Source organism: Anaerococcus hydrogenalis, assembly GCF_002871895.1.
Taxonomy (GTDB): Bacteria; Bacillota; Clostridia; order Tissierellales; family Peptoniphilaceae; genus Anaerococcus; species Anaerococcus hydrogenalis.
Genome location: NZ_PNHP01000006.1, coordinates 1 through 21,125, shown reverse-complemented (window position 1 = coordinate 21,125; position 21,125 = coordinate 1). Strand labels below are relative to the sequence as shown.

Annotated in this window: 15 protein-coding genes; 12 read left to right on the top strand and 3 right to left on the bottom strand. The window is 31.8% G+C overall.

Features of this window, described 5'->3' with window-relative positions; all coding sequences use genetic code 11:
• The first annotated feature begins 42 nt into the window (after positions 1-42).
• Entirely contained in the window at positions 43-1,326 is a 1,284-nt protein-coding gene (locus tag CJ192_RS07900; RefSeq protein WP_102198393.1) for a V-type ATP synthase subunit I domain-containing protein, read from the top strand.
• Between the two features lie 52 nt (positions 1,327-1,378).
• Here the strand turns inward: CJ192_RS07900 and CJ192_RS07895 are convergent, their stop codons facing one another.
• Both CJ192_RS07895 and CJ192_RS07890 read right to left on the bottom strand, forming a co-directional pair.
• The gene (locus tag CJ192_RS07895) at positions 1,379-3,301 is read right to left on the bottom strand and encodes a fructose-bisphosphatase class III (protein ID WP_004818642.1); all 1,923 of its coding nucleotides are present in this window, start codon (positions 3,299-3,301) and stop codon (positions 1,379-1,381) included.
• A 71-nt stretch (positions 3,302-3,372) separates the two neighbouring features.
• The gene (locus tag CJ192_RS07890) at positions 3,373-4,089 is read right to left on the bottom strand and encodes a hypothetical protein (RefSeq protein WP_004818638.1); all 717 of its coding nucleotides are present in this window, start codon (positions 4,087-4,089) and stop codon (positions 3,373-3,375) included.
• A 116-nt stretch (positions 4,090-4,205) separates the two neighbouring features.
• On the opposite strand from CJ192_RS07890, the gene CJ192_RS07885 reads away from it, so the two are divergent.
• The 3 genes from CJ192_RS07885 (at position 4,206) to rpoC (ending at position 12,247) form a co-directional block, all read left to right on the top strand.
• Positions 4,206-4,718, top strand: a complete 513-nt coding sequence (locus tag CJ192_RS07885) for a nitroreductase family protein (protein WP_102198392.1) — start codon at positions 4,206-4,208, stop codon at positions 4,716-4,718.
• Between the two features lie 247 nt (positions 4,719-4,965).
• Positions 4,966-8,676 carry a DNA-directed RNA polymerase subunit beta gene (rpoB, locus tag CJ192_RS07880; RefSeq protein ID WP_102198391.1) on the top strand — a complete coding sequence of 1,237 codons (3,711 nt, stop codon included), beginning with the start codon at positions 4,966-4,968 and terminating at the stop codon, positions 8,674-8,676.
• A 10-nt stretch (positions 8,677-8,686) separates the two neighbouring features.
• Positions 8,687-12,247: a DNA-directed RNA polymerase subunit beta' gene (gene rpoC, locus CJ192_RS07875; protein ID WP_102198390.1), complete on the top strand. Its 3,561-nt coding sequence runs from the start codon at positions 8,687-8,689 to the stop codon at positions 12,245-12,247.
• Positions 12,248-12,277: 30 nt separating this feature from the next.
• Here rpoC and CJ192_RS07870 read toward each other — a convergent pair whose 3' ends face one another.
• Positions 12,278-12,559 (bottom strand): hypothetical protein, encoded by a 282-nt coding sequence (locus CJ192_RS07870; protein ID WP_004818631.1) that lies wholly within the window; start codon positions 12,557-12,559, stop codon positions 12,278-12,280.
• Positions 12,560-12,749: 190 nt separating this feature from the next.
• Between CJ192_RS07870 and CJ192_RS07865 the strand changes: the two genes are divergently transcribed.
• From CJ192_RS07865 to CJ192_RS07830, 8 genes are all read left to right on the top strand, one after another.
• Positions 12,750-14,345 (top strand): alpha-glucoside-specific PTS transporter subunit IIBC, encoded by a 1,596-nt coding sequence (locus CJ192_RS07865; protein WP_102198389.1) that lies wholly within the window; start codon positions 12,750-12,752, stop codon positions 14,343-14,345.
• 39 nt (positions 14,346-14,384) lie between these two features.
• The gene (locus CJ192_RS07860) at positions 14,385-15,710 is read left to right on the top strand and encodes a 6-phospho-alpha-glucosidase (protein ID WP_004818608.1); all 1,326 of its coding nucleotides are present in this window, start codon (positions 14,385-14,387) and stop codon (positions 15,708-15,710) included.
• A gap of 98 nt (positions 15,711-15,808) precedes the next feature.
• Positions 15,809-16,498, top strand: a complete 690-nt coding sequence (locus CJ192_RS07855; protein WP_102198388.1) for a MurR/RpiR family transcriptional regulator — start codon at positions 15,809-15,811, stop codon at positions 16,496-16,498.
• Positions 16,485-17,258, top strand: a complete 774-nt coding sequence (locus CJ192_RS07850; protein ID WP_102198387.1) for a MurR/RpiR family transcriptional regulator — start codon at positions 16,485-16,487, stop codon at positions 17,256-17,258. The genes CJ192_RS07855 and CJ192_RS07850 overlap by 14 nt, the downstream gene beginning before the upstream one ends.
• Before the next feature lie 99 nt (positions 17,259-17,357).
• A complete protein-coding gene (rpsL, locus tag CJ192_RS07845) occupies positions 17,358-17,768 on the top strand; it encodes a 30S ribosomal protein S12 (protein ID WP_004818588.1) in 411 nt (136 codons plus the stop codon).
• Positions 17,769-17,900: 132 nt separating this feature from the next.
• A complete protein-coding gene (gene rpsG, locus CJ192_RS07840) occupies positions 17,901-18,371 on the top strand; it encodes a 30S ribosomal protein S7 (RefSeq protein WP_004818603.1) in 471 nt (156 codons plus the stop codon).
• Positions 18,372-18,379: 8 nt separating this feature from the next.
• On the top strand, positions 18,380-20,455 hold the full coding sequence (fusA, locus tag CJ192_RS07835; protein WP_004818567.1) for an elongation factor G: 2,076 nt from the start codon (positions 18,380-18,382) through the stop codon (positions 20,453-20,455).
• Between the two features lie 9 nt (positions 20,456-20,464).
• Positions 20,465-21,125: GTP-binding protein (locus tag CJ192_RS07830; RefSeq protein WP_146001766.1), on the top strand; the 661-nt coding region annotated here is incomplete at its 3' end.

The following is a 21,125-nucleotide window of genomic DNA, read 5'->3' as shown; positions in this document are numbered from 1 at the left end:
TTGTTATAATAAATAATAGATGTTAAACGGGAGAGGGGAATAATGAAAAAAAGTAATAAAATTTTAGCTTTGGGATTAGGACTATCCTTAATTTTTGCACCAGCAACAAGCCTAGTTTCAAATAATATTAATTTAGTATATGCAGAAGAAAGCCAAGAAAAACAAGAAAAAGAAGTAAGTCCTGAAGAATTTGTAGCTTATGCAAATGAATTCGTAGACTCAGATGAATTTAAGGCCTTGGATGAAAAGGATCAAAAAACATATAAGGAATTGATAAAAGATTTAACTGCCGAAAATCTAGGTCAAGATGAGATTGATGAAATAAATAAAACAATTGATGATATTAAATTTTCTTATATTAAAGATAAGTATGATAAGTTGAAACAAGAACTTGATGGCTTAAAGGCTGATAATTTATCTGATGATTTAAAAGAAAAAATTAAATCTTATGAAGATTCTTACCAAACTTATGACAAATATTTTGAAGCTGTAGATAAGATAGAAAATACAATAAAATCTATTGAAATTTATAATAAAGATTTAAAATCTCACAAAGATGTGCTTAAAAAAGCTATAAAAGCTATAGAAGATAATAAAAATTTTAAAATTGACCTAAATAATGAAAAGGCTGTTTTAGAAAATAAAAATGCAAAACTTGATGAAGTTGATAATGCTATTAAGAATTTAAATATTAAGGTTAATGCCTATAATAAAAAAGTTGAAGAAGAAAAAAATAGACTTTCAAATATGGCGAAGCTTGAAGAGAAAATGGATGGCGAAAAATCAACAAAAGAATCTACAAACTATAAAAAAGCTAGTAAGGCTATAAGGCAAGATTTTGATAAGAAAATCCAAGCTGTAAAAGATGCTTATAATAAGCTAGATAAAAAAGAAAAGGTAGAAAATGTAGATCAAATAATTTCAAATTATAATTCAGCCTTTGATAAACTTGATGGTGATAAAAATCTTGAAGCATATAATAAGTTATTTACTTATTATAATGAAAACAAGGAAAAATTATCAAAAGAAGACCAAAAAAAATACGAAGATCTTATAGAAAAGCTTGATAAAAGTGAAGATTTTGGTATGGATAAGATAAATGAATTAAAGTCTCAAATAGAAAAGGCTATAAAAGATGATGAAGATTCTGCAACATTAAAAAAAGTAGGAGCAAAAAAAATAGGAGTTCAAAAATCATCAGGTCCAAAGGTAAAAAGAAGTCGTTCTTTTGTAAGAACTGGAGTAAAATCTGTAGGAATTGTCCTAATAGTATTAGTTGTAGCAGGACTCGCTTACTTCTTTGTAGCAAAAAAAGATAAAAAGTAGAAAATAAAAAGATCTTCAAGTATGCTTAAGCATAAACTTGAAGATTTTTTCTTTACTTAAAATTTTTCCCTTCATCAATCACTTGTAAAAGTTCTGTTAAAACTTCAATCCTACTTTTTATTTTTTGACCTTGATCTGTGTCTTTTATGAGCATTCTTGGAATTAATTTTTCTGTTTCATAAATTTTTGGGGTATAGGAGCCCATATTATCTCTTATATTTGTATAGGAAAGGTGTTCTGCCAAGGCTAGGTGATGAGAATTGTACATCAAAGTGTAACCTGCAATGCCAGTCTTTTTTTGGTAGGGTTTAGAAATTCCACCATCTATTACATACAGTTTTCCATTTGCCCTTACAGGTTTTTTTCCTTCCTTTACTCTTACAGGAACGTGACCATTTATAATTCTTCTTCTCTCACTTTTTAGGTCGAATTCATCTAAGATTTTATCACAAATTTCTTCCTTTTTATTTAAATCATAGTATGGATTCATCTCTTCTTTTTTCAAATCCTTATCATCAACTAAGGAATTTTCAAAATATGAATACTGACTTTTGCCAAAAATTGGAGATTTTTTCCCACAAACTAAATACCAACAAATATCTTGGGCAAAAAGTTTTTCGGAAGGATCTTTTGAAAAATAAGCATCTCTTGCAAGTTTATCAAAAATATCAAGCATGGCACGACCCTTATAAGATTTTCCCTTTATTGTAACAGTTTGAAAATTTCCATCCTTATCCATGGGTATACAACCATGAAAGAGCAGGGACCCGTTTGATTTTTTATACATTGATCCATTTTCGTAGATAAATTTAATGTGCTTGTTCAAAATAATATTTTTAGAAAATTCTTTTTGCAAAATATCAATAATATATTCTTCTTCAGGACTTAATTTACTTGGATTTTTTGGATCTATAGTTGGAAAATTTGTATCAAGAAGTTTGGCTTTCTTGTAAGTCATATTTGAAAAATCTATAAATTTTAAGGAGTTTCTATCTTCCATATTAAATTCGGGATTCCTATCTAAAAGTTGGCTATCAAGTTTATACCTAATAATGCTCATTGCTTTGTGCATCTTTGCTGCAATATCCTTATTTACCTTGTCATAGATATTTTCTTCAAAAACTTTAGGCATAAAGCAAAGGCAAGGATCATCCCTATAAGTTTTCATAGAAAATTCATACAAGGGTCTCAAATTAATCCCATATCCTTCTTCAAGAAAATCAAAATTATTATAAGAAATAGAGCTACAAATACAAGCTGCAACCAGGGCCTTGTTTCCAGCACAGGCTCCCATCCATTCCATATCGTGGTTTCCCCATTGAATATCAACGCTTGGAAAAGAAATCAATTCATCCATAATAATATGAGCACTCGGACCCCTATCATAAATATCTCCAACTATATGAAGGCTATCAACAGAAATTCTTTGGATTAAAGTCGATAAAACAATAATAAAATCATCAGCTGACTTATATTTGATAATATTTTCTATTATTTTCTCATAATATAGTTTTTTATTAAACTCAGAATCATTGGTGTAGAGAAGTTCATCAATAATTTCCCTATAATTTGTAGGGAATTTTTCCTTAACAGTCTCCTTTGGATACTTTGTAGAAACAAACCTAAATAAATTAACTAGCCTGTGGATATTTATTGTATACCAATCATTATCAATGATATTTTCTTCCTTCAACCTAAGTAGCTCTTTTTGAGGATTATAAATTAAATTTGCCAAATCATCTTGGTCTTTTTTAACTAGAGTATCACCGAAATACTGCCTAGTCTTATCCCTAATATTTCCTGCAGCAGACCTTAAAAGGTGAATAAAAGCCTTTGCCTCACCGTGAAGGTCAGAAAAAAAGTACTCAGTTCCCTTAGGTAAATATAATTTTGCATTTAAGCTTATAAGCTCGTCAACCAAATTAGTCCTACTTGGATAATTTTCTCTTAAAATATCTAAATATTTTTCATTCATAAAAAACCCTTTCATAAGTTTTAAAAAAAGGGATGTTGAAAATTATAAATAACACAACATCCCTTAAAACACTAAGAATCAAGCTCTTTCGTATTTTCTCTTATTTCATCTTTATCAATTTTATCTTTTGAATCCTCTAAATCTTCTTGGTCTTTATTTTTATCAGATTCCTTCTCTTCTTTAATTTCTTCTTTAGGATTTGTATCCTTATCTTCTTGATTGTCATTTTCTTTTTCATTTAAATCATCAAAACTTTGAAGCTCATCCTTTTTTACTATATCTTCACTGTCTTCATGATCTTTATTAGAATCTTCATTTGAATCGGAAAAAGTAATATATTCATCTTCCTTATTTTCATCTTCTTCATTATCATAGTATGTATCACTTTTTTCCTTAAGAGCAAGCATAGCCCCTACAATAAGGATAAAATTAAAAACATAGGCAATAATAAAAATCCTATCTCTTATAAGGACATGGCCAATAACAGAAACAAAGATAAAGAAAAAACCAGTAAAGATATCAAACAAGTAATTTTCTTTATATTTAATAGATTTAAAAATCTTAAAAGTAATATTTGAAATTATTAAAAAGATTAAAAATAGCATCACAAAAGATATAGGCTTTATAATTTCAAGTGAAATATTTGAAAATCCTAACAAATCAAATATAGCAAAAACATATTTTCTATCGACAAACAAAGAAAATAATGATATCAAAAAAAGCCCAAGACTTATAAATAAATAATAAATCGATGCTAGTCTTAAGAAAAATTTACTAATTTTTTTCATCAAACCCTCCTATTTAAATTAATTATACCATAAATAAATAAAATTTATGAAGGTAAAAAGTGAGTTTCTAAAAGTATTTATAGTATAATAATATAAAGAAGAGAAGGGAGATATTTATGGAATTTGATAAGGTGATAGATAAAAGAGTTTCAACAAGAGCTTTTTTAGATAAAAAAATTGAAAAAAAAGACTTGGAAAAAATAGTAGAGGCTGGAGTAAAGGCCCCAGTTGGAAAAAGTCAATACGAAAATATGGCCATAAGTGTAATTACTAACAAAGAATTTATAAATGAAATTTTAGAAGAGGCAAGAGAGATTGTAAATGATCCAAAGGCAAATCCAATCTATTCAGCTCCGTATTTAATAATAATTTCAGCAAAGGATGGACATGTAACAAGACTTGAAGATACAGCCTGCATTATAGAAAATATGTCTTTAAAGGCAACAGATCTTGAAATAGGCTCATGTTATATAAGAGGAATGTTTGAAAGATTCGATAAAAAAGCAAGATTTATAGAAAAATTAAATATAGAAAAAGATTTTTACCCGGTTCACGGATTAATTTTAGGTTATCCTAAAGAAGAATTAAAGGGAAAAAATCATAGTATTAAAACAAACTACATTGATTAGCTTATTTGACAAAAATTAATAAAAAAATATAGTAAGAAAAACTTATAAATAGAGATAAAAAAATCTCCTAAATTATTTGACATTTACTAGCGTGTAGTGATATAATAAACAATTGCTAGAATTCTAATTTAGCGAGATTTTTTATTTATGTAAAAAAGGCTTGTTTTCAAAAGAAAATGCTGTAAAAATTACATAAAGGTCAAAAGCGAAGTTTTAGGCTTAAAGCAAGATAAAGGAGTAATTTATAGTGCAATATCATAAAGAGTTATTTGGTAAAACTGAACGTGTTAGCTTTTCTAAATTTCCTCAAGTTCTTGATTTGCCAAACCTATTAAAAGTACAAAAAGATTCTTATAGGTGGTTTATAGAAGAGGGCTTGGGAGAAATCTTGGAAGATATTTCCCCAATCGAAGATTATAATGGCAATTTAATACTTGAATTTGTTGGATATGATTTTGATGATGAAACAAAATATACAATAGAAGAAGCAAAATATAAGGATACAACATATTCTAGAGACCTTAAAGTTAAGGCAAGACTTATTAATAAGGAAACTGAAGAAGTAAAAGAACAAGAAGTGTTCATGGGAGATTTCCCAATGATGACTGATTCAGCAACTTTTGTAATTAATGGTGCTGAAAGAGTTATAGTAAGTCAGCTAGTTAGAAGTCCTGGAGTTTATTATGCATCAGAGCTTGATAAATCAGGAAACAAAATGTATTCTTCAACAGTTATACCTAACAGGGGAGCTTGGATTGAATTTGATACAGATGCATCTCATACAGTAAATGTAAGACTTGATCGTACAAGAAAACTTCCAGCAACAACTCTTGTAAGGGCTTTACTATTTGAAAATGATGAGGAAATAATTGAAGCCTTAGGTGATACTGAACATTTAAGAAATACACTTGAAAAAGAAAATTCAGAAACAAGTGAAGAAGCTTTAATAGAAATTTATAAAAAATTAAAACCAGGTGATCCAGCCAGTCTAGAATCTGCACAAAATTTAATAAATAATCTTTTATTTGATGATAGAAGATATGACCTTGCTAAAGTAGGAAGATATAAATACAACAAAAAATTAGCCCTACACGACAGGCTAATTGATCAAATTTCTGCAAAAGATGTTATAGATGACGAAACAGGAGAGCTTTTTGTTAAGGCAGGAGAAATGATTGATAGACAAACTGCTCTTAACATAGAAAACAGTGGAATTAATGTTGTAGATGTAATTGTAAAACAAGAAAACGGTGAGGATAAAGAATTAAGAATTTGTGGTAACCACTTTGTTTACCTTGATTCTTTCGAAGAATTAGAAGAAATTGATCTCTCAAACATAGAATTATCTGAAAAAGTATATTATCCAGTTATGAGAGAAATACTTGATGATAATGAAGATAAAGAATCAATTATAAATGAAATTGAAAGAAGAAAGAAAGAACTTTGTCCAAAAAATATAGTAAAATCTGATATTCTTGCTGCAGTAAATTATCAATTTAACCTTTTCGAAGGAATTGGCGATGTTGATGATATTGACCATTTAGGAAACAGAAGAGTAAGAGGAGTTGGAGAATTATTACAAAACCAATTTAGAATTGGTCTTGCTAGGATGGAAAGAGTTGTAAGAGAAAGAATGACAACTCAAGATCCAGATCTTGCTACACCTCAAGGGCTTATCAATATAAAACCAGTTACAGCTGTAATAAAAGAATTTTTTGGTTCCAGTCAGCTTTCACAATTTATGGACCAAACAAATCCAATGAGTGAGCTTACTCACAAAAGAAGATTATCAGCTTTAGGACCAGGTGGACTTTCAAGAGATAGGGCAGGAGTAGAAGTAAGAGACGTTCACGATTCCCACTACGGAAGAATTTGTCCAATAGAAACTCCAGAAGGACCAAACATCGGTCTAATCACATCTCTTACAACTTATGCAAGAATAAATAAATATGGATTTATTGAAACACCTTACAGAAAAGTTGGAAAAGATGGATATGTAACAGATGAAATAGATTATCTAACAGCAGATATTGAAGATGATTTTATTATTGCCCAAGCCAACGAACCACTTGATGAAAACAATAGATTTATAAATGATCGTGTATCAGGTCGTGGTATTAACGGTGAGAATGATATTTATCCAAGAGAAAGCGTTGAATATATGGACGTTTCTCCTCAACAAATCGTATCAGTTGGAGCAAGTTTGATTCCTTTCTTGGAAAATGACGACTCAACTCGTGCTCTAATGGGTGCCAACATGCAAAGACAAGCAGTTCCACTTTTAAAATCCCAAGCACCAATAGTTGCTACAGGAATTGAACATAGGGCTGCAAAAGATTCTGGAGTTTGTGTAGTAAGCAAAAACGCCGGGGAAGTTGTTTATGTTGGTGATGAAAAAATCAGAATCAAAAGAGATTCAGATGGGGAAATTGACTATTATAGACTTCTTAAATTTAGACGTGCTAACCAAGGAACAACAATTAACCAAAGACCAATTGTAAAACTTGGAGATCATGTTGATGCAAACGAAATAATAGCAGATGGTCCTTCAACAGAACAAGGAGAGCTTGCTCTTGGTAAAAATATTCTTATTGCCTTTACAACTTGGGAAGGATATAACTACGAAGATGCTATGCTTTTAAATGAACAACTAGTAATGGATGATGTTCTTACATCAGTTCATATAGAAGAACATGAATGTGAAGCTCGTGAGACAAAACTAGGTGCTGAAGAAATTACAAAAGATATTCCAAATGTTGGAGACGACATGAAGAAAAATCTCGATGAAAATGGTGTAATAAGAATCGGTGCTGAAGTTAAAAGTGGAGATATCTTGGTAGGAAAAGTTTCACCAAAAGGAGAAACAGAACTTTCACCAGAAGAAAGATTATTAAGAGCAATATTTGGAGAAAAAGCTCGTGAAGTTCGTGATACATCTCTTACAGTTCCACACGGAGAAAGTGGTATTGTTGTTGATGTAAAAGAATACAATAAAAAAGATGGTGATGAATTATCACCAGGCGTAAATAAAGTTATAAGAGTGTTTGTAGCAACCAAAAGAAAAATCATGGTTGGAGATAAAATGTGTGGTAGACACGGTAACAAGGGTGTCGTTTCAAGAATTATGCCAAGAGAAGACATGCCATTTTTACCAGATGGAACACCAATTCAAATTTGTCTTAACCCATTAGGTATTCCTTCACGTATGAATATAGGACAAGTTTTGGAAGTACACATGGGTCTTGCTGCAAGAACTATGGGATGGAAAATAGCAACTCCGGTATTTGACGGAGCACTTGATACAGAAATAGAAGAAGCTTTAGAAGAAGCTAAAAAAACAGCTCCATACGTAAATAAAACAGGAAAAATTAGACTTCGTGATGGAAGAACTGGAGAAGAATTCCAAAATCCTGTTACAGTTGGAGTAATGTATATGCTAAAACTTCACCACATGGTAGAAGAAAAAATTCACGCAAGAAGTATAGGACCTTATTCACTTGTAACTCAACAACCTCTAGGAGGTAAAGCACAATTTGGTGGACAAAGATTTGGAGAAATGGAAGTTTGGGCTCTAGAAGCATACGGAGCAAGCCATACTCTTCAAGAAATGTTAACAGTAAAATCAGATGATGTTACTGGAAGAGTTAAAACTTACGAATCAATTGTCAAAGGAGAAAATGTACCAGAACCAGGTACACCAGAATCTTTCAAGGTATTGGTAAAAGAATTACAATCTCTAGCCCTAGATGTTGAGCTTTTAGATGAAGATGGAAATGTAATTGAATTAAAAGAAAATATTGACGAACAAGATAAGTTCTCAGATGTTGAAAAAATTGATGCTTCAAAAATTAGAAGCCAATCAAAAAAACTTAGTGGAGCAAATCTTTCAAAATTAGAAGATAAAAAGGTAGAAAGTACAGATTCTACAAATGAAGGTGTAGAAGAGCTAGAAGATTAAGGGGGATTTTTTGTCAGAATTACAAGAATTTGGTGCTATGAGGATGAAAATAGCATCTCCTGAAAGAATCAGATCATGGTCCCATGGTGAGGTAAAAAAACCAGAAACTATAAATTATAGAACACTTAAACCTGAAAAAGATGGTTTGTTCTGTGAGAAAATTTTTGGACCTACCAAGGACTATGAATGCTCTTGTGGTAAATACAAGAGAATAAGATATAAGGGTGTTGTTTGTGAAAAATGTGGTGTTGAAGTAACTAAGTCTAAGGTAAGACGTGAAAGAATGGGACATATAGAACTTGCAGCCCCTGTAAGTCATATATGGTATTTCAAAGGAATACCATCAAAAATGGGTCTTTTATTAGATATGAGTCCAAGAGTTTTGGAAAAAATCTTATATTTTGCATCATATGTAGTAATAAACCCAGGAGAAACTGAATATTACGAAAAACAAGAATTATCTGAAAGTGAATACTCAGAAGCTCTTGATAATTATCCAGATGATACAGAATTTCAAGCTGAAATGGGAGCAGAAGCTGTTAAAAAACTTCTTGCTAACATGGATCTTAAAAAAGAATACGAATCATTAATGAAAGAACTTGAAGATGCAAAGGGACAAAAGAAGGTAAGAATCTCTAGAAGACTTGAAGTTGTCGATTCATTTTTAACAAGTGGAAATAAACCAGAATGGATGATACTTGATGTACTTCCAGTTATGCCACCTGAACTTAGACCTATGGTTCAACTTGAAGGTGGAAGATTTGCCACAAGTGATTTAAATGATTTGTACAGAAGAGTTATAAATAGAAATAACAGACTAAAAAGACTACTTGATATTGGAGCTCCAGAAATTATTGTTAGAAATGAAAAAAGAATGCTCCAAGAAGCTGTAGATGCTCTTATAGATAATGGTAGACGTGGACGTGCTGTAACAGGTGCATCTAATAGAAATATGAAATCTCTATCAGATTTATTAAAGGGTAAAAGTGGTAGATTTAGACAAAACTTACTTGGTAAGAGGGTAGATTATTCTGGTCGTTCTGTAATTGTAGTAGGACCTAACCTTAAATTTAACCAATGTGGTTTGCCACAAGAGATGGCTTTAGAATTATTTAAACCATTTATCATGAATAAGGTTGTAGAAAAAGACCTTGCCCATAATTTAAAATCTGCTAAAAAAATGGTAGAGAAAAAAGACCCTAGAGTTTATGAAATTCTAGAAGAAGTTATCAAAGATCATCCAGTTTTATTAAACCGTGCCCCTACACTACACAGACTTGGTATTCAAGCTTTTGAACCAGTTTTGGTTGAAGGAAAGGCAATGAAACTTCACCCATTGGCTTGTCCTGCCTTTAACGCAGATTTTGATGGGGACCAAATGGCTATACACTTACCTTTATCAAATGAAGCTCAAATTGAAGCAAGACTTCTAATGATGTCAACAAACAATATTCTTGGTCTAAAAGATGGAAAGGCAATTACAACTCCATCCCAAGATATGGTATTGGGCGCTTATTATCTTACAACTATAAAAGAAGGCGCTAAGGGTGAGGGAATGATTTTTGAAGATATTTCAGAAATGAAAAAAGCCCTACTAAACCACAATGTAACCCTTCAAACAAAAGTTGGAGTTAGGATAAGAAAAGATGAAAATGATCCTGGAAAAATTGTAAATTCTTCAGTTGGTAGATTTATCTACAATGAAGGAATTCCACAAGATTTAGGATATGTAAATAGAAAAGAAGATCCATATTCACTAGAAGTTGATCAAGTTACATCATCTGGTGTTTTAAAAGAGATTGTTGATCGTTGCTTTAGAAAACATGGAAATATTAAGACTGCTTCAGTTCTAGATTATATTAAATCTACAGGCTATAAATATTCAACCCTTTCAGGACTTACTGTTTCTATGTCAGACGTTACAATCCCTCACCAAAAATGGGATATTGTATCAAAGGCAGATAGTGAAGTTGATAAGTATGAAAAACTTTATAGACGTGGATTTATAACAGATAACGAAAGATACGAAAAAGTTATAGATATTTGGAGAGAAGCTACTGATGAAGTAACAGCAGCCCTACTTGATGAATTAAAATCTGACAATAATATTAAAATATTTGCAGATTCCGGAGCCCGTGGTTCTACAAACCAAATCAGACAATTAGGTGGAATGCGTGGACTTATGTCAAGGGCTGATGGAAAAATCATAGAAATTCCTATAAAGGCTAACTTCCGTGAAGGACTTTCAGTACAAGAATACTTTATTTCAACTCACGGTTCTCGTAAGGGACTTACAGATACAGCTTTAAGAACTGCCGATTCAGGTTATCTAACAAGAAGAATGGTAGATATTTCACAAGATGTAATTGTAACAGAAGATGATTGTGGTACAGATGGATATGTTATAGCTCGTGAATTTAAAGATGGAAACGAGTTAATAGAAAACTTGTACACAAGGATTGTAGGCCGTACATCATTTGAAGATATATTTGACAATGATGGAGAACTTATAGTTGGTAAAAATCAAATTATTGATGAAGATAAGGCTGACAATATTGTTGCAAGCGGCATTAAAGAAGTTAAATTACGTTCAGTTCTTGAATGTAAATCTAAACATGGTGTTTGTGAAAAATGTTATGGTAGAAACCTTGCTACAGGTAAGAAAGTAAATATTGGAGAGGCTGTAGGAATTATAGCTGCCCAATCAATCGGTGAGCCGGGTACACAGCTTACAATGAGAACCTTCCACTCAGGAGGAATAGCAGGAGTTGGAATTACTCAAGGTCTTCCAAGGGTTGAAGAGTTGTTTGAAGCAAGAAAACCAAAAGGACTTGCCTTTATTGCTGAAAACTCTGGAACAGTTTCACTAATTCAAAATGAGAAGAAAACTGACGTTGAAATCTTATCAGAAGATGGATATTCTAAAAAATATAATATACCATTTGGTGCAAGACTTTTAGTTTCTGAAGGCGATGTAGTTGAAAAAGGACAACAACTTACAGAAGGTTCCCTTGATCCACATGATGTATTAAAGGTTCTAGGAAAAGTTGGGGTTCAAGATTATATAACTAAAGAAGTTCAAAAAGTATATAGACTTCAAGGTGTAGAAATCGACGATAGACATATAGAAGTTATAGCAAAGCAAATGCTTAAAAAAGTAAAAATAGAAGATGCAGGAGATACAGAATTTTTACCAGGTTCTTTACAAGAAATTAGAGAAGTAAGAATTGTAAATGAACAAATGGTAAAAGAAGGTAAAAAACCTTGTGAGTATTCTCAACAACTTCTAGGAATTACAAAGGCATCCCTTGCTACAGAATCTTGGTTATCAGCAGCATCCTTCCAAGAAACAACAAGAGTTCTTACAGATGCTTCAATCAAGGGAAAAGTTGATGATCTTAAAGGATTAAAAGAAAATATAATTATAGGAAAACTAATACCAGCAGGTACAGGTATGAAAGTTTACAATGACTTTGATATAAACTATGAAAATAAAGATCTTGAAGATGCACAAATACAAATGAATATTGAAGAAATTGAAAATAGAGAAAAAGAAGCTCTAAATGAATAAAAAAATAAGAGTCGGCAATAGCCGGCTCTTTTATATTGCATTTATTATATTTAAAACTACAAATACCAATAAGAAAATTGTAGTTAGTTTTTTATATTTTATATCTTTTAAAGAAATATTAACTTTTTGGACCTTTGCCAAAAGCGATGATACAATAAAAAATCCTATGGCAAAAACAAGCGATCTTTTAAATGAATCTGCTTGATTATTTTTGTAAATATAAAAATATGCTAAATATTGTACTAGCAAAATTAAACTTGCTGCACATGGAAGGCTTAAAATATAGTCTCTAATATTATCATTTGTATTCATAATATCTCCTTTCTTTTGCTAATAATACTATACTGGACTTAGGATTACTTTTTTATGTGAATATTCACAAAATAAAAATAAATTTCACTATATGTTAAGAATACCTAAATTTCAATGATTGTTGACATATATCTTTTTAGAGGATATTATATAAGCATAAGATACCGTTTACCTAAGGAGGGGTTAAAAAATGATGGAGAAAATTCAAAAGTTCGGCGGGGCGATGTTTACTCCAGTAATGTTATTTGCTGTTTCAGCAGTACTTATTGGTTTTGGAATATTGTTTACTAATGAACAAATACTAGGATCTATTGCCGCAGAAGGAACTTTCTGGAGAGGATTCTGGGATATGGTTCTATCTGGTGGATGGACCGTGTTTAATCAGTTGCCACTTTTATTTGCAGTTTCACTTCCAATAGGACTTGCAAATAAACAAAATGCTAGAGCTTGTATGGAATCTTTAGTTATTTATTTAATATTTAATTATTATGTAGCTTCCATACTAGGAACTTGGGGATCAGTTTTTGGTGTTGATTATGCACTTGAAGCTGGAGCAGAATCAGGACTTGCAAATATTGCCAATATTAAAACCCTAGATATGGGTATGATGGGAGCTTTATTAATTTCAGGACTTGCAATATTTTTACATAATAAATATTTTGATACAAGACTTCCTGAATGGCTTGGAGTTTTTAGAGGATCTGCTTTCGGAGTAGGACTTGGCTTTATAGTTATGATTCCAGCTGCAGTACTTGCTTGTTTGGTTTGGCCAAAAATTCAAATGGTAATATCAGGCTTCCAAGGATTTGTAACAAGTGCTGGAGGACTTGGTGTTTGGGTATTTATCTTACTTGAAAGATTGTTGATACCTTTTGGTTTACACCATTTATTGTATGCACCTATTTATTATGATTCAGTTTTAGTTTCTGGTGGAATTTATGCTGCTTGGGCAAAACAATTACCAGAACTCGCAGCTAGTACAAAACCACTATTAGACCTTGCACCTTATGCAGCATTTACTTCTACAGGTTGGTCAAAATTATTTGGTTGTGCTGGTATAGGACTTGCTTTTTATAAGACTGCAAAACCAGAAAACAAAAAGAAGGTTGCAGGGCTTATGATTCCAGTTGTAATTTCAGCTATAATGTGTGGAGTAACTGAACCAATTGAATATACATTCTTATTTATTGCACCACCACTATTTATAGTTCATGCAATTCTTGCAGCTTGTCTTTCAACAGTTATGTATTATTTGGGAGTTGTAGGAGTATTTTCAGGTGGAGCTATAGAGATGGCTTCTTTAAACTGGATACCACTTATGGCAAATCACTGGTCAACTTATTTAAAAATGTTGGTAGTTGGAATTATTGCAATTGCAGTTTGGTATTTTGTCTTTACTTTCTTAATTGAAAAATTTGACTTCAAAACACCTGGTAGGGAAGTTGAAAGCAATGTTAAACTTTATTCTAAAAAAGAATACAGGGGCAAAAAAGGTGGAGCTAAGGCAGAAGATGCTACAAAAGTTGATGCTAAAGACGAATTCGAAGTTATGGCTGATGAAATATTAATTGGACTTGGCGGAGCTGAGAATATAAAAGACTTTACAAACTGTGTAACAAGACTTAGGGTTAATGTAAATGATCCTGAGAAAGTCATGGAAAATGACTACTTTAAGCAAATTGGAACTTATGGAACAAGTAGAAACGGTAAATCAGTACACGTAATAGTTGGTACAAATATCCAATATGTTGCTGATGAATTTGGAAAAATATTAGAAAACGAATAAGAATAATAAAATAATAGAAATTTAAAAAGGAGATTTAAAATGAAAAAATACGCTATAACAATTGCAGGTGGTGGATCAACATTTACACCAGGAATGATTCTAATGCTTATGGACAATCTTGATAGATTTCCAATTAGATCAATCAAATTATATGATAACGATGAAGACAGACAAAATATAATTGGAAATGCTTTTGACATCTTTATGAAAGAAAGACATCCTGATATTGAATTTATTCATACACTTGATCCAGAAACTGCATTTTCAGATACAGACTTTGTAATGGCACAAATCAGAGTTGGTAAATATGAAATGAGATCTAAAGATGAAAAAATTCCACCAAAATATGGTGTAATAGGACAAGAAACTTGTGGACCAGGTGGAATTGCTTACGGACTTAGATCAATCGGTGGAGTAATTGAAATCTTAGATTATATGGAAAAATACTCACCAGATGCTTGGATGCTAAACTATTCTAACCCAGCAGCTATAGTTGCAGAAGCAACAAGAAGATTAAGACCAGATTCAAAAATCATAAACATTTGTGATATGCCAATTGACTTAATGTACAAGATGGCAGATATGGTAGGACTTAAACACTGGAAAGATTTAGACTTCTCATATTACGGACTTAACCACTTTGGTTGGTTTACAGAAATTAAAGACAAAGATGGAAATGATTTAATGCCACAAATCAAAGAACATGTATCAGTAAATGGATTTGCTGATGGAATCGGAACAGCACAACACCTTGATGAATCTTGGGTTGAAACATTTACAAAGGCAAAAGACGTTTATGCCCTAGATCCAGAAACAATTCCAAACACTTATCTAAAATACTACCTATACCCAGACTTCGTTATGGAACACACAGACATTAACCACACAAGAGTTGATGAAGTAAAAGAAGGTAGAGAAAAAGAAGTATTTGGTTTATGTAATACAATCACAGATAGGGGAACAGCTGAAGGAATCGACTTTGAAATAGACGCTCACGCATCATATATAGTTGACCTTGCAATTGCCCTAGCTGAAAATACAAAAGAAGTATTCTTATTAATAGTAGAAAACGACGGAGCAGTATCAAACTTTGACCCAACAGCAATGGTAGAAGTACCATGTATAGTTGACAAATCAGGATACAAAAAAATCTGTCAAGGAAAAATTCCACAATTCCAAAAAGGTATGATGGAAGAACAAGTTTCAGTAGAAAAACTAGCAGTAGAAGCTTGGATAGAAGGATCTTACCAAAAATTATGGCAAGCACTTACACTTTCAAAAACAGTACCAAGTGCAAAAGTTGCAAAATTAATCTTAGATGATTTAATCGAAGCAAACAAAGACTTCTGGCCAGAACTTCATTAAAGATAAAAATAAATCCTAGTAGCAGTATAATGTTACTAGGATTTTTTTATTTGGAAAAATATATATTAATCATATAGATTTTTAAAGCAGGAGATATAATGAAGCTAGAAGAATTGATAAAAAAAAATAAGGAAAAATTTACTCAAACAGACCTTGCCATAGCAGACTTTTTAATGGATAACAAAAATGACGAACTAGACCTATCTATAAATGAATTAGCAAAAAAATGCCTTACATCAAGAACAAGTATATTAAGATTTACTCAAAAAATTGGCTTTGGAGGCTATAGTGAATTTAAATACTTTCTAAAGCAAAAAGATCATACAAAAAAAGATCAAACAAAAGAAGACGATAAAAAACTTAATCAAATATTAGAAAGTCTCGACAAGTCAAATAATATCTTTATATATGGAAATGGAGATTTTGAAGATATAATAAAAAAATCTATAAAATCCTATTTAAAAGACTTAGGAAAGCTATCAGAAACCTTTCAAGGAAGGGATGAAATAAGCACCTTCAACAAAAATTCTCTAAAAGATTCCACAATATTTATAATAGATTTATCAGATGATCCAAATACCTTAGAGCTATTAAGTCTTATTTCAAACTTAAACACAAAAAAAATCCTAATAACCGACACTTATTCCAAATCATTTTTGGGAAATTATACAATTCACATAAAAAAGCTAGAAAAAAATAAAATAAACTCGATAGCAAAAAATCTTGAAGAAATAGAAAAGTTTTTTGTAAAATACCAAGAATATAGGATGAAAAATGAAAGTAAATGATTTAATAAAAGAAAATTACGATACCTTAGATAAAAACGATATAAAGTTATATTCTTATATAATGCAAGAAAAAACAGATTTTATAGAAAAAAATTTAAAAGAATTTTCTAAAAAATCAAAATTTAATGAATCATCAATTGTAAACTTTGCAAAAAAAATAGGACTAGATGGATACTCGGAATTAAAATATCTAATAAAGTGGGAAAGAGAAAAAATAGTTGACTTCGATGAAAATGAAATAGATTATACCTACAATGACATATCCTTATCAATGAATATGATAAAGGGATTAAATTTAGATGGCTTATTTGAAAGCTTATATAATACGAATAAAATATATTTAATATATACAGGCTATATTCAAAAAAATTTGGCAGAAGAGCTAAAAAGAAATTTTCTAAACATAGGTATAATTGCCTACACCCTAGATATAAAAAATGACCTAGAATTATTAAATAAAAATATAAAAAGAGACGATATACTAATAGCCATATCATTTTCAGGTGAAAATACCATCTTACTAGACTTTATAAAAAAAATAAGAAAAAAAATAATTTTAGTATCAATAACAAAACTTTCAAACAACAAGCTATCACAAATATCTGACTACAATCTTTCCTTTGTATCCCATGAAGTATATAGGTACGAAGAAAACACATCCATAAGACCTGTATGCCAGTATTATGTAATAGTAGATTTTCTAGTTTTAAAATATTTAAATTACAAGTCAAAATATAAAAAAAAGCAAGAAAATGCTTAAATTACTTGACATATAAATACTTAGAGTGTAAAATATTTAAGGATTGGCGTAAAAGCCAATTTTTAAGATGATTAAAATTTAGAAAAAAGGAGGTGCATTATGCCTACAATTAATCAACTTGTTAGAAAAGGTAGAAAGACAATAAAAGAAAAGTCAGCTACACCAGCTTTAGGTTACAACTTCAATACACTTAAAAGAAGACAAACTAAATCACAATCACCACAAAAACGTGGAGTTTGTACTTCAGTAAGAACAGTAACACCTAAAAAACCTAACTCAGCTTTGAGAAAAGTTGCCAGAGTTAGACTAACTAATGGTGCTGAAGTTCTTTCTTATATACCAGGAATCGGACACAATCTTCAAGAACACTCTGTTGTACTTATAAGAGGAGGAAGAGTAAAAGACCTTCCAGGTGTTAGATACCATATTATAAGAGGTACTCTTGATACAGCAGGAGTAGAAGGAAGAAAACAAGGTAGATCTAAATACGGAGCTAAAAAAGAAAATTAGTAGTATTTAGATGTAGTGCATAGTGTACTAATTAATATAAAGTATATGTGCACACAAACGGCTTTAAGGTCGTTTAAGGCCTTATGGTCGAGTACTAAAGATATTACTAAATTGGTAAAGGAGGGAAGCAAAGTGTCAAGAAAAGGACATATACCAAAAAGAGAGGTAATGCCTGATGCTAAGTATAACGATAGAGTTGTAACAAAACTTATCAACAATGTTATGCTAGACGGTAAAAAAGGTGTTGCTACAAAAATAGTTTATGATGCTTTCGAAATAGTTGGAGAAACTTCTGGAAATGATCCATTAGAAGTATTCTACCAAGCTTTAGAAAATATTATGCCAACACTTGAAGTTAAAGCAAGAAGAATAGGTGGAGCTAACTACCAAGTACCTATGGAAGTTAGACCAGAAAGAAGACAAACTTTAGGTTTAAGATGGTTAGTAAATTTCTCAAGAGCACGTGGAGAAAAAACTATGGTAGAAAGATTATCTAAAGAAATTTTAGATGCATCAAACAATGCTGGTGCCAGCGTTAAACGTAAAGAAGAAATGCACAGAGCTGCAGAAGCTAACAAGGCTTTCGCACACTATAGATATTAGGGGGATCAATGTCAAGAGATGTCTCATTAAAAGAAACCAGAAATATAGGTATCATGGCACATATCGATGCTGGTAAAACAACAGTAACAGAAAGAATGTTATATTATACCGGTAAGATATATAAAATTGGTGATACTCATGATGGTACAGCAGTAATGGATTCTATGGACCAAGAAAAGGAACGTGGAATTACAATCGGATCTGCTGCAACAACATGTTACTGGGATGGTCACAGAATTAACATCATAGATACACCAGGCCACGTTGACTTTACAGTTGAAGTTGAAAGATCTCTAAGAGTTCTTGATGGTGCTGTTGCGCTATTTGATGCTAAAAGTGGTGTAGAACCACAATCTGAAACAGTTTGGAGACAAGCTGACAAATACGACATTCCAAGATTTTGTTTTATAAATAAAATGGATGCTACAGGCGCAGATTTTTATATGTCTGTAGATACAATCAAAGAAAAATTAAAAGCAAATGCAGTACCTATAGAAATTCCTATAGGAGCTGAATCTGAATTTGAAGGTGTAGTTGACCTAGTAACAATGGAATCTGTAACATACAAAACAGAAGACTTAGGTGCTCACCCAATAAAAGGCGAAATTCCAGAAAACTTAAAAGAAAAAGCAGAAGAATATAGGGCAAACCTATTAGAAGAATTATCAGAAATTGACGATACAATCATGATGAAATATCTTGAAGGTGAAGAAGTTTCTGAAGATGAAATTAAAGCTGCTATAAGAAAAGGAACAATAGAAAAGAAAATTTTCCCATGTCTTTGTGGATCAGCTTACAAAAACAAAGGTGTTCAAGCATTACTTGATGCAATAGTTGACTACATGCCAAGTCCACTTGATATACCAGATGTTCAAGGAACAGATCCTAAAGATGACGAAAAAGTTCTTCAAAGACACCCTGGAGATAATGAACCTCTATCAGCTTTAGCCTTTAAAGTAGTAACTGACCCATATGTAGGTAAGTTAATATATGTAAGAATCTACTCAGGAACAATCGAATCAGGTTCATACATCTATAATGCTACAAAAGGAAAAAGAGAAAGAGTTGGAAGAATCCTACAAATGCACTCAAACAAACAAGAAGAAATCGAAACAGGATATTGTGGAGATATAGTAGCTCTTCTTGGACTTAAAAATACAACAACAGGTGATTCACTATGTGTTCAAGATGATCCAATCATCCTTGAAAACATGGAATTCCCAGACCCAGTTATCTCAGTTGCTATTGAACCAAAAACAAGAGCATCACAAGATAAAATGGCTATAGGACTTCAAAAACTTGCAGAAGAAGATCCAACATTTGTTACAAAAACAGATGAAGAAACAGGACAAACAATAATTTCAGGAATGGGTGAATTGCACCTTGAAATTATCGTTGATAGATTACTTCGTGAATTTAAAGTAGAAGCTAATATTGGTAACCCACAAGTAGCATACAGAGAATCTATAACACAACCTGCAGAAGCACAAGGTAAGTTTGTAAGACAATCAGGTGGTTCTGGTCAATACGGTGATGTTGTTCTTAGAATTATGCCAGGCGAAGAAGGAGCAGGAATTACATTCGAATCTAAAATCGTCGGAGGAGCTATTCCAAAAGAATACATCAAACCAGTTGAAGAAGGTGTTAGAGAAGCAGCTACTCAAGGTATACTTGGTGGATACCCAATGGTTGATATGCACGTAGAAGTATTTGATGGTTCATACCACGAAGTAGACTCATCAGAAGTTGCCTTCCACGTAGCAGGATCTATGGCTCTTAAAAATGCTGTAGCAAAAGCTAAACCAGTATTACTTGAGCCAATGGAAAAAGTAGAAATTACAACACCAGATGAATATCTTGGAGATGTAATGGGAGATGTTTCATCAAGAAGAGGAAAAATTGATGGAATGAATCCAAAAGATGGAATTCATATATTAGATGCATTCATTCCACTTTCAGAAATGTTTGGATATGCAACAGATCTAAGAAGTAAGACTCAAGGTAGAGCAACATATTCAATGCAATTTGACCACTATGCTCAAGTACCTGAAAGTGTAAAAGAAGAAGTTTTAAATAAAAATTAGGAGGACGACATGAGTAAAGAAACATTTGAAAGAAGTAAACCACATATTAATATTGGTACAATCGGACACGTTGACCACGGTAAAACAACAACAACAGCAGCAATTACACAAGCTCTAAACAAAAAATATGGAACAGGTGAATACGTAGATTACGAACACATCGATAAAGCTCCAGAAGAAAGAGAACGTGGAATTACAATCAACACATCAGTAGTAGAATACGAAACAGAAAAAAGACACTACGCACATATAGACGCTCCAGGCCACGCTGACTACGTTAAAAACATGATCACAGGAGCAGCACAAATGGACGGAGCAATCATAGTAGTATCAGCTGCAGATGGTCCAATGCCACAAACAAGAGAACACATTCTATTAGCAAGACAAGTAGGAGTACCAAAAATCGCAGTATTCTTAAACAAAGAAGACCAAGTAGATGATCCAGAACTAATCGAATTAGTAGAAATGGAAGTAAGAGATTTACTATCAGAATATGAATTCGATGGAGACAATGCACCAGTAGTAGTAGGATCAGCATTAAAATCTTTACAAGAAGGTGGAGAAGGCCCATGGTCAGACAAGATCCTTCAATTAATGGATGAAGTAGACGAATACTTCGACATCCCAGAAAGAGATAACGACCAACCATTCCTAATGCCAGTAGAAGACG

What these genes read in the sequence shown, in the direction of transcription:
- rpsL (WP_004818588.1), top strand. Translation starts at nt 17,358, where the DNA reads ATGCCTACAATTAATCAACTTGTTAGAAAAGGTAGAAAGACAATAAAA.
- CJ192_RS07850 (WP_102198387.1), top strand. Translation starts at nt 16,485, where the DNA reads ATGAAAGTAAATGATTTAATAAAAGAAAATTACGATACCTTAGATAAA.
- CJ192_RS07890 (WP_004818638.1), bottom strand. Translation starts at nt 4,089, where the DNA reads ATGAAAAAAATTAGTAAATTTTTCTTAAGACTAGCATCGATTTATTAT.
- CJ192_RS07900 (WP_102198393.1), top strand. Translation starts at nt 43, where the DNA reads ATGAAAAAAAGTAATAAAATTTTAGCTTTGGGATTAGGACTATCCTTA.
- CJ192_RS07895 (WP_004818642.1), bottom strand. Translation starts at nt 3,301, where the DNA reads ATGAATGAAAAATATTTAGATATTTTAAGAGAAAATTATCCAAGTAGG.
- CJ192_RS07855 (WP_102198388.1), top strand. Translation starts at nt 15,809, where the DNA reads ATGAAGCTAGAAGAATTGATAAAAAAAAATAAGGAAAAATTTACTCAA.
- CJ192_RS07865 (WP_102198389.1), top strand. Translation starts at nt 12,750, where the DNA reads ATGATGGAGAAAATTCAAAAGTTCGGCGGGGCGATGTTTACTCCAGTA.
- CJ192_RS07885 (WP_102198392.1), top strand. Translation starts at nt 4,206, where the DNA reads ATGGAATTTGATAAGGTGATAGATAAAAGAGTTTCAACAAGAGCTTTT.
- fusA (WP_004818567.1), top strand. Translation starts at nt 18,380, where the DNA reads ATGTCAAGAGATGTCTCATTAAAAGAAACCAGAAATATAGGTATCATG.
- CJ192_RS07870 (WP_004818631.1), bottom strand. Translation starts at nt 12,559, where the DNA reads ATGAATACAAATGATAATATTAGAGACTATATTTTAAGCCTTCCATGT.
- CJ192_RS07860 (WP_004818608.1), top strand. Translation starts at nt 14,385, where the DNA reads ATGAAAAAATACGCTATAACAATTGCAGGTGGTGGATCAACATTTACA.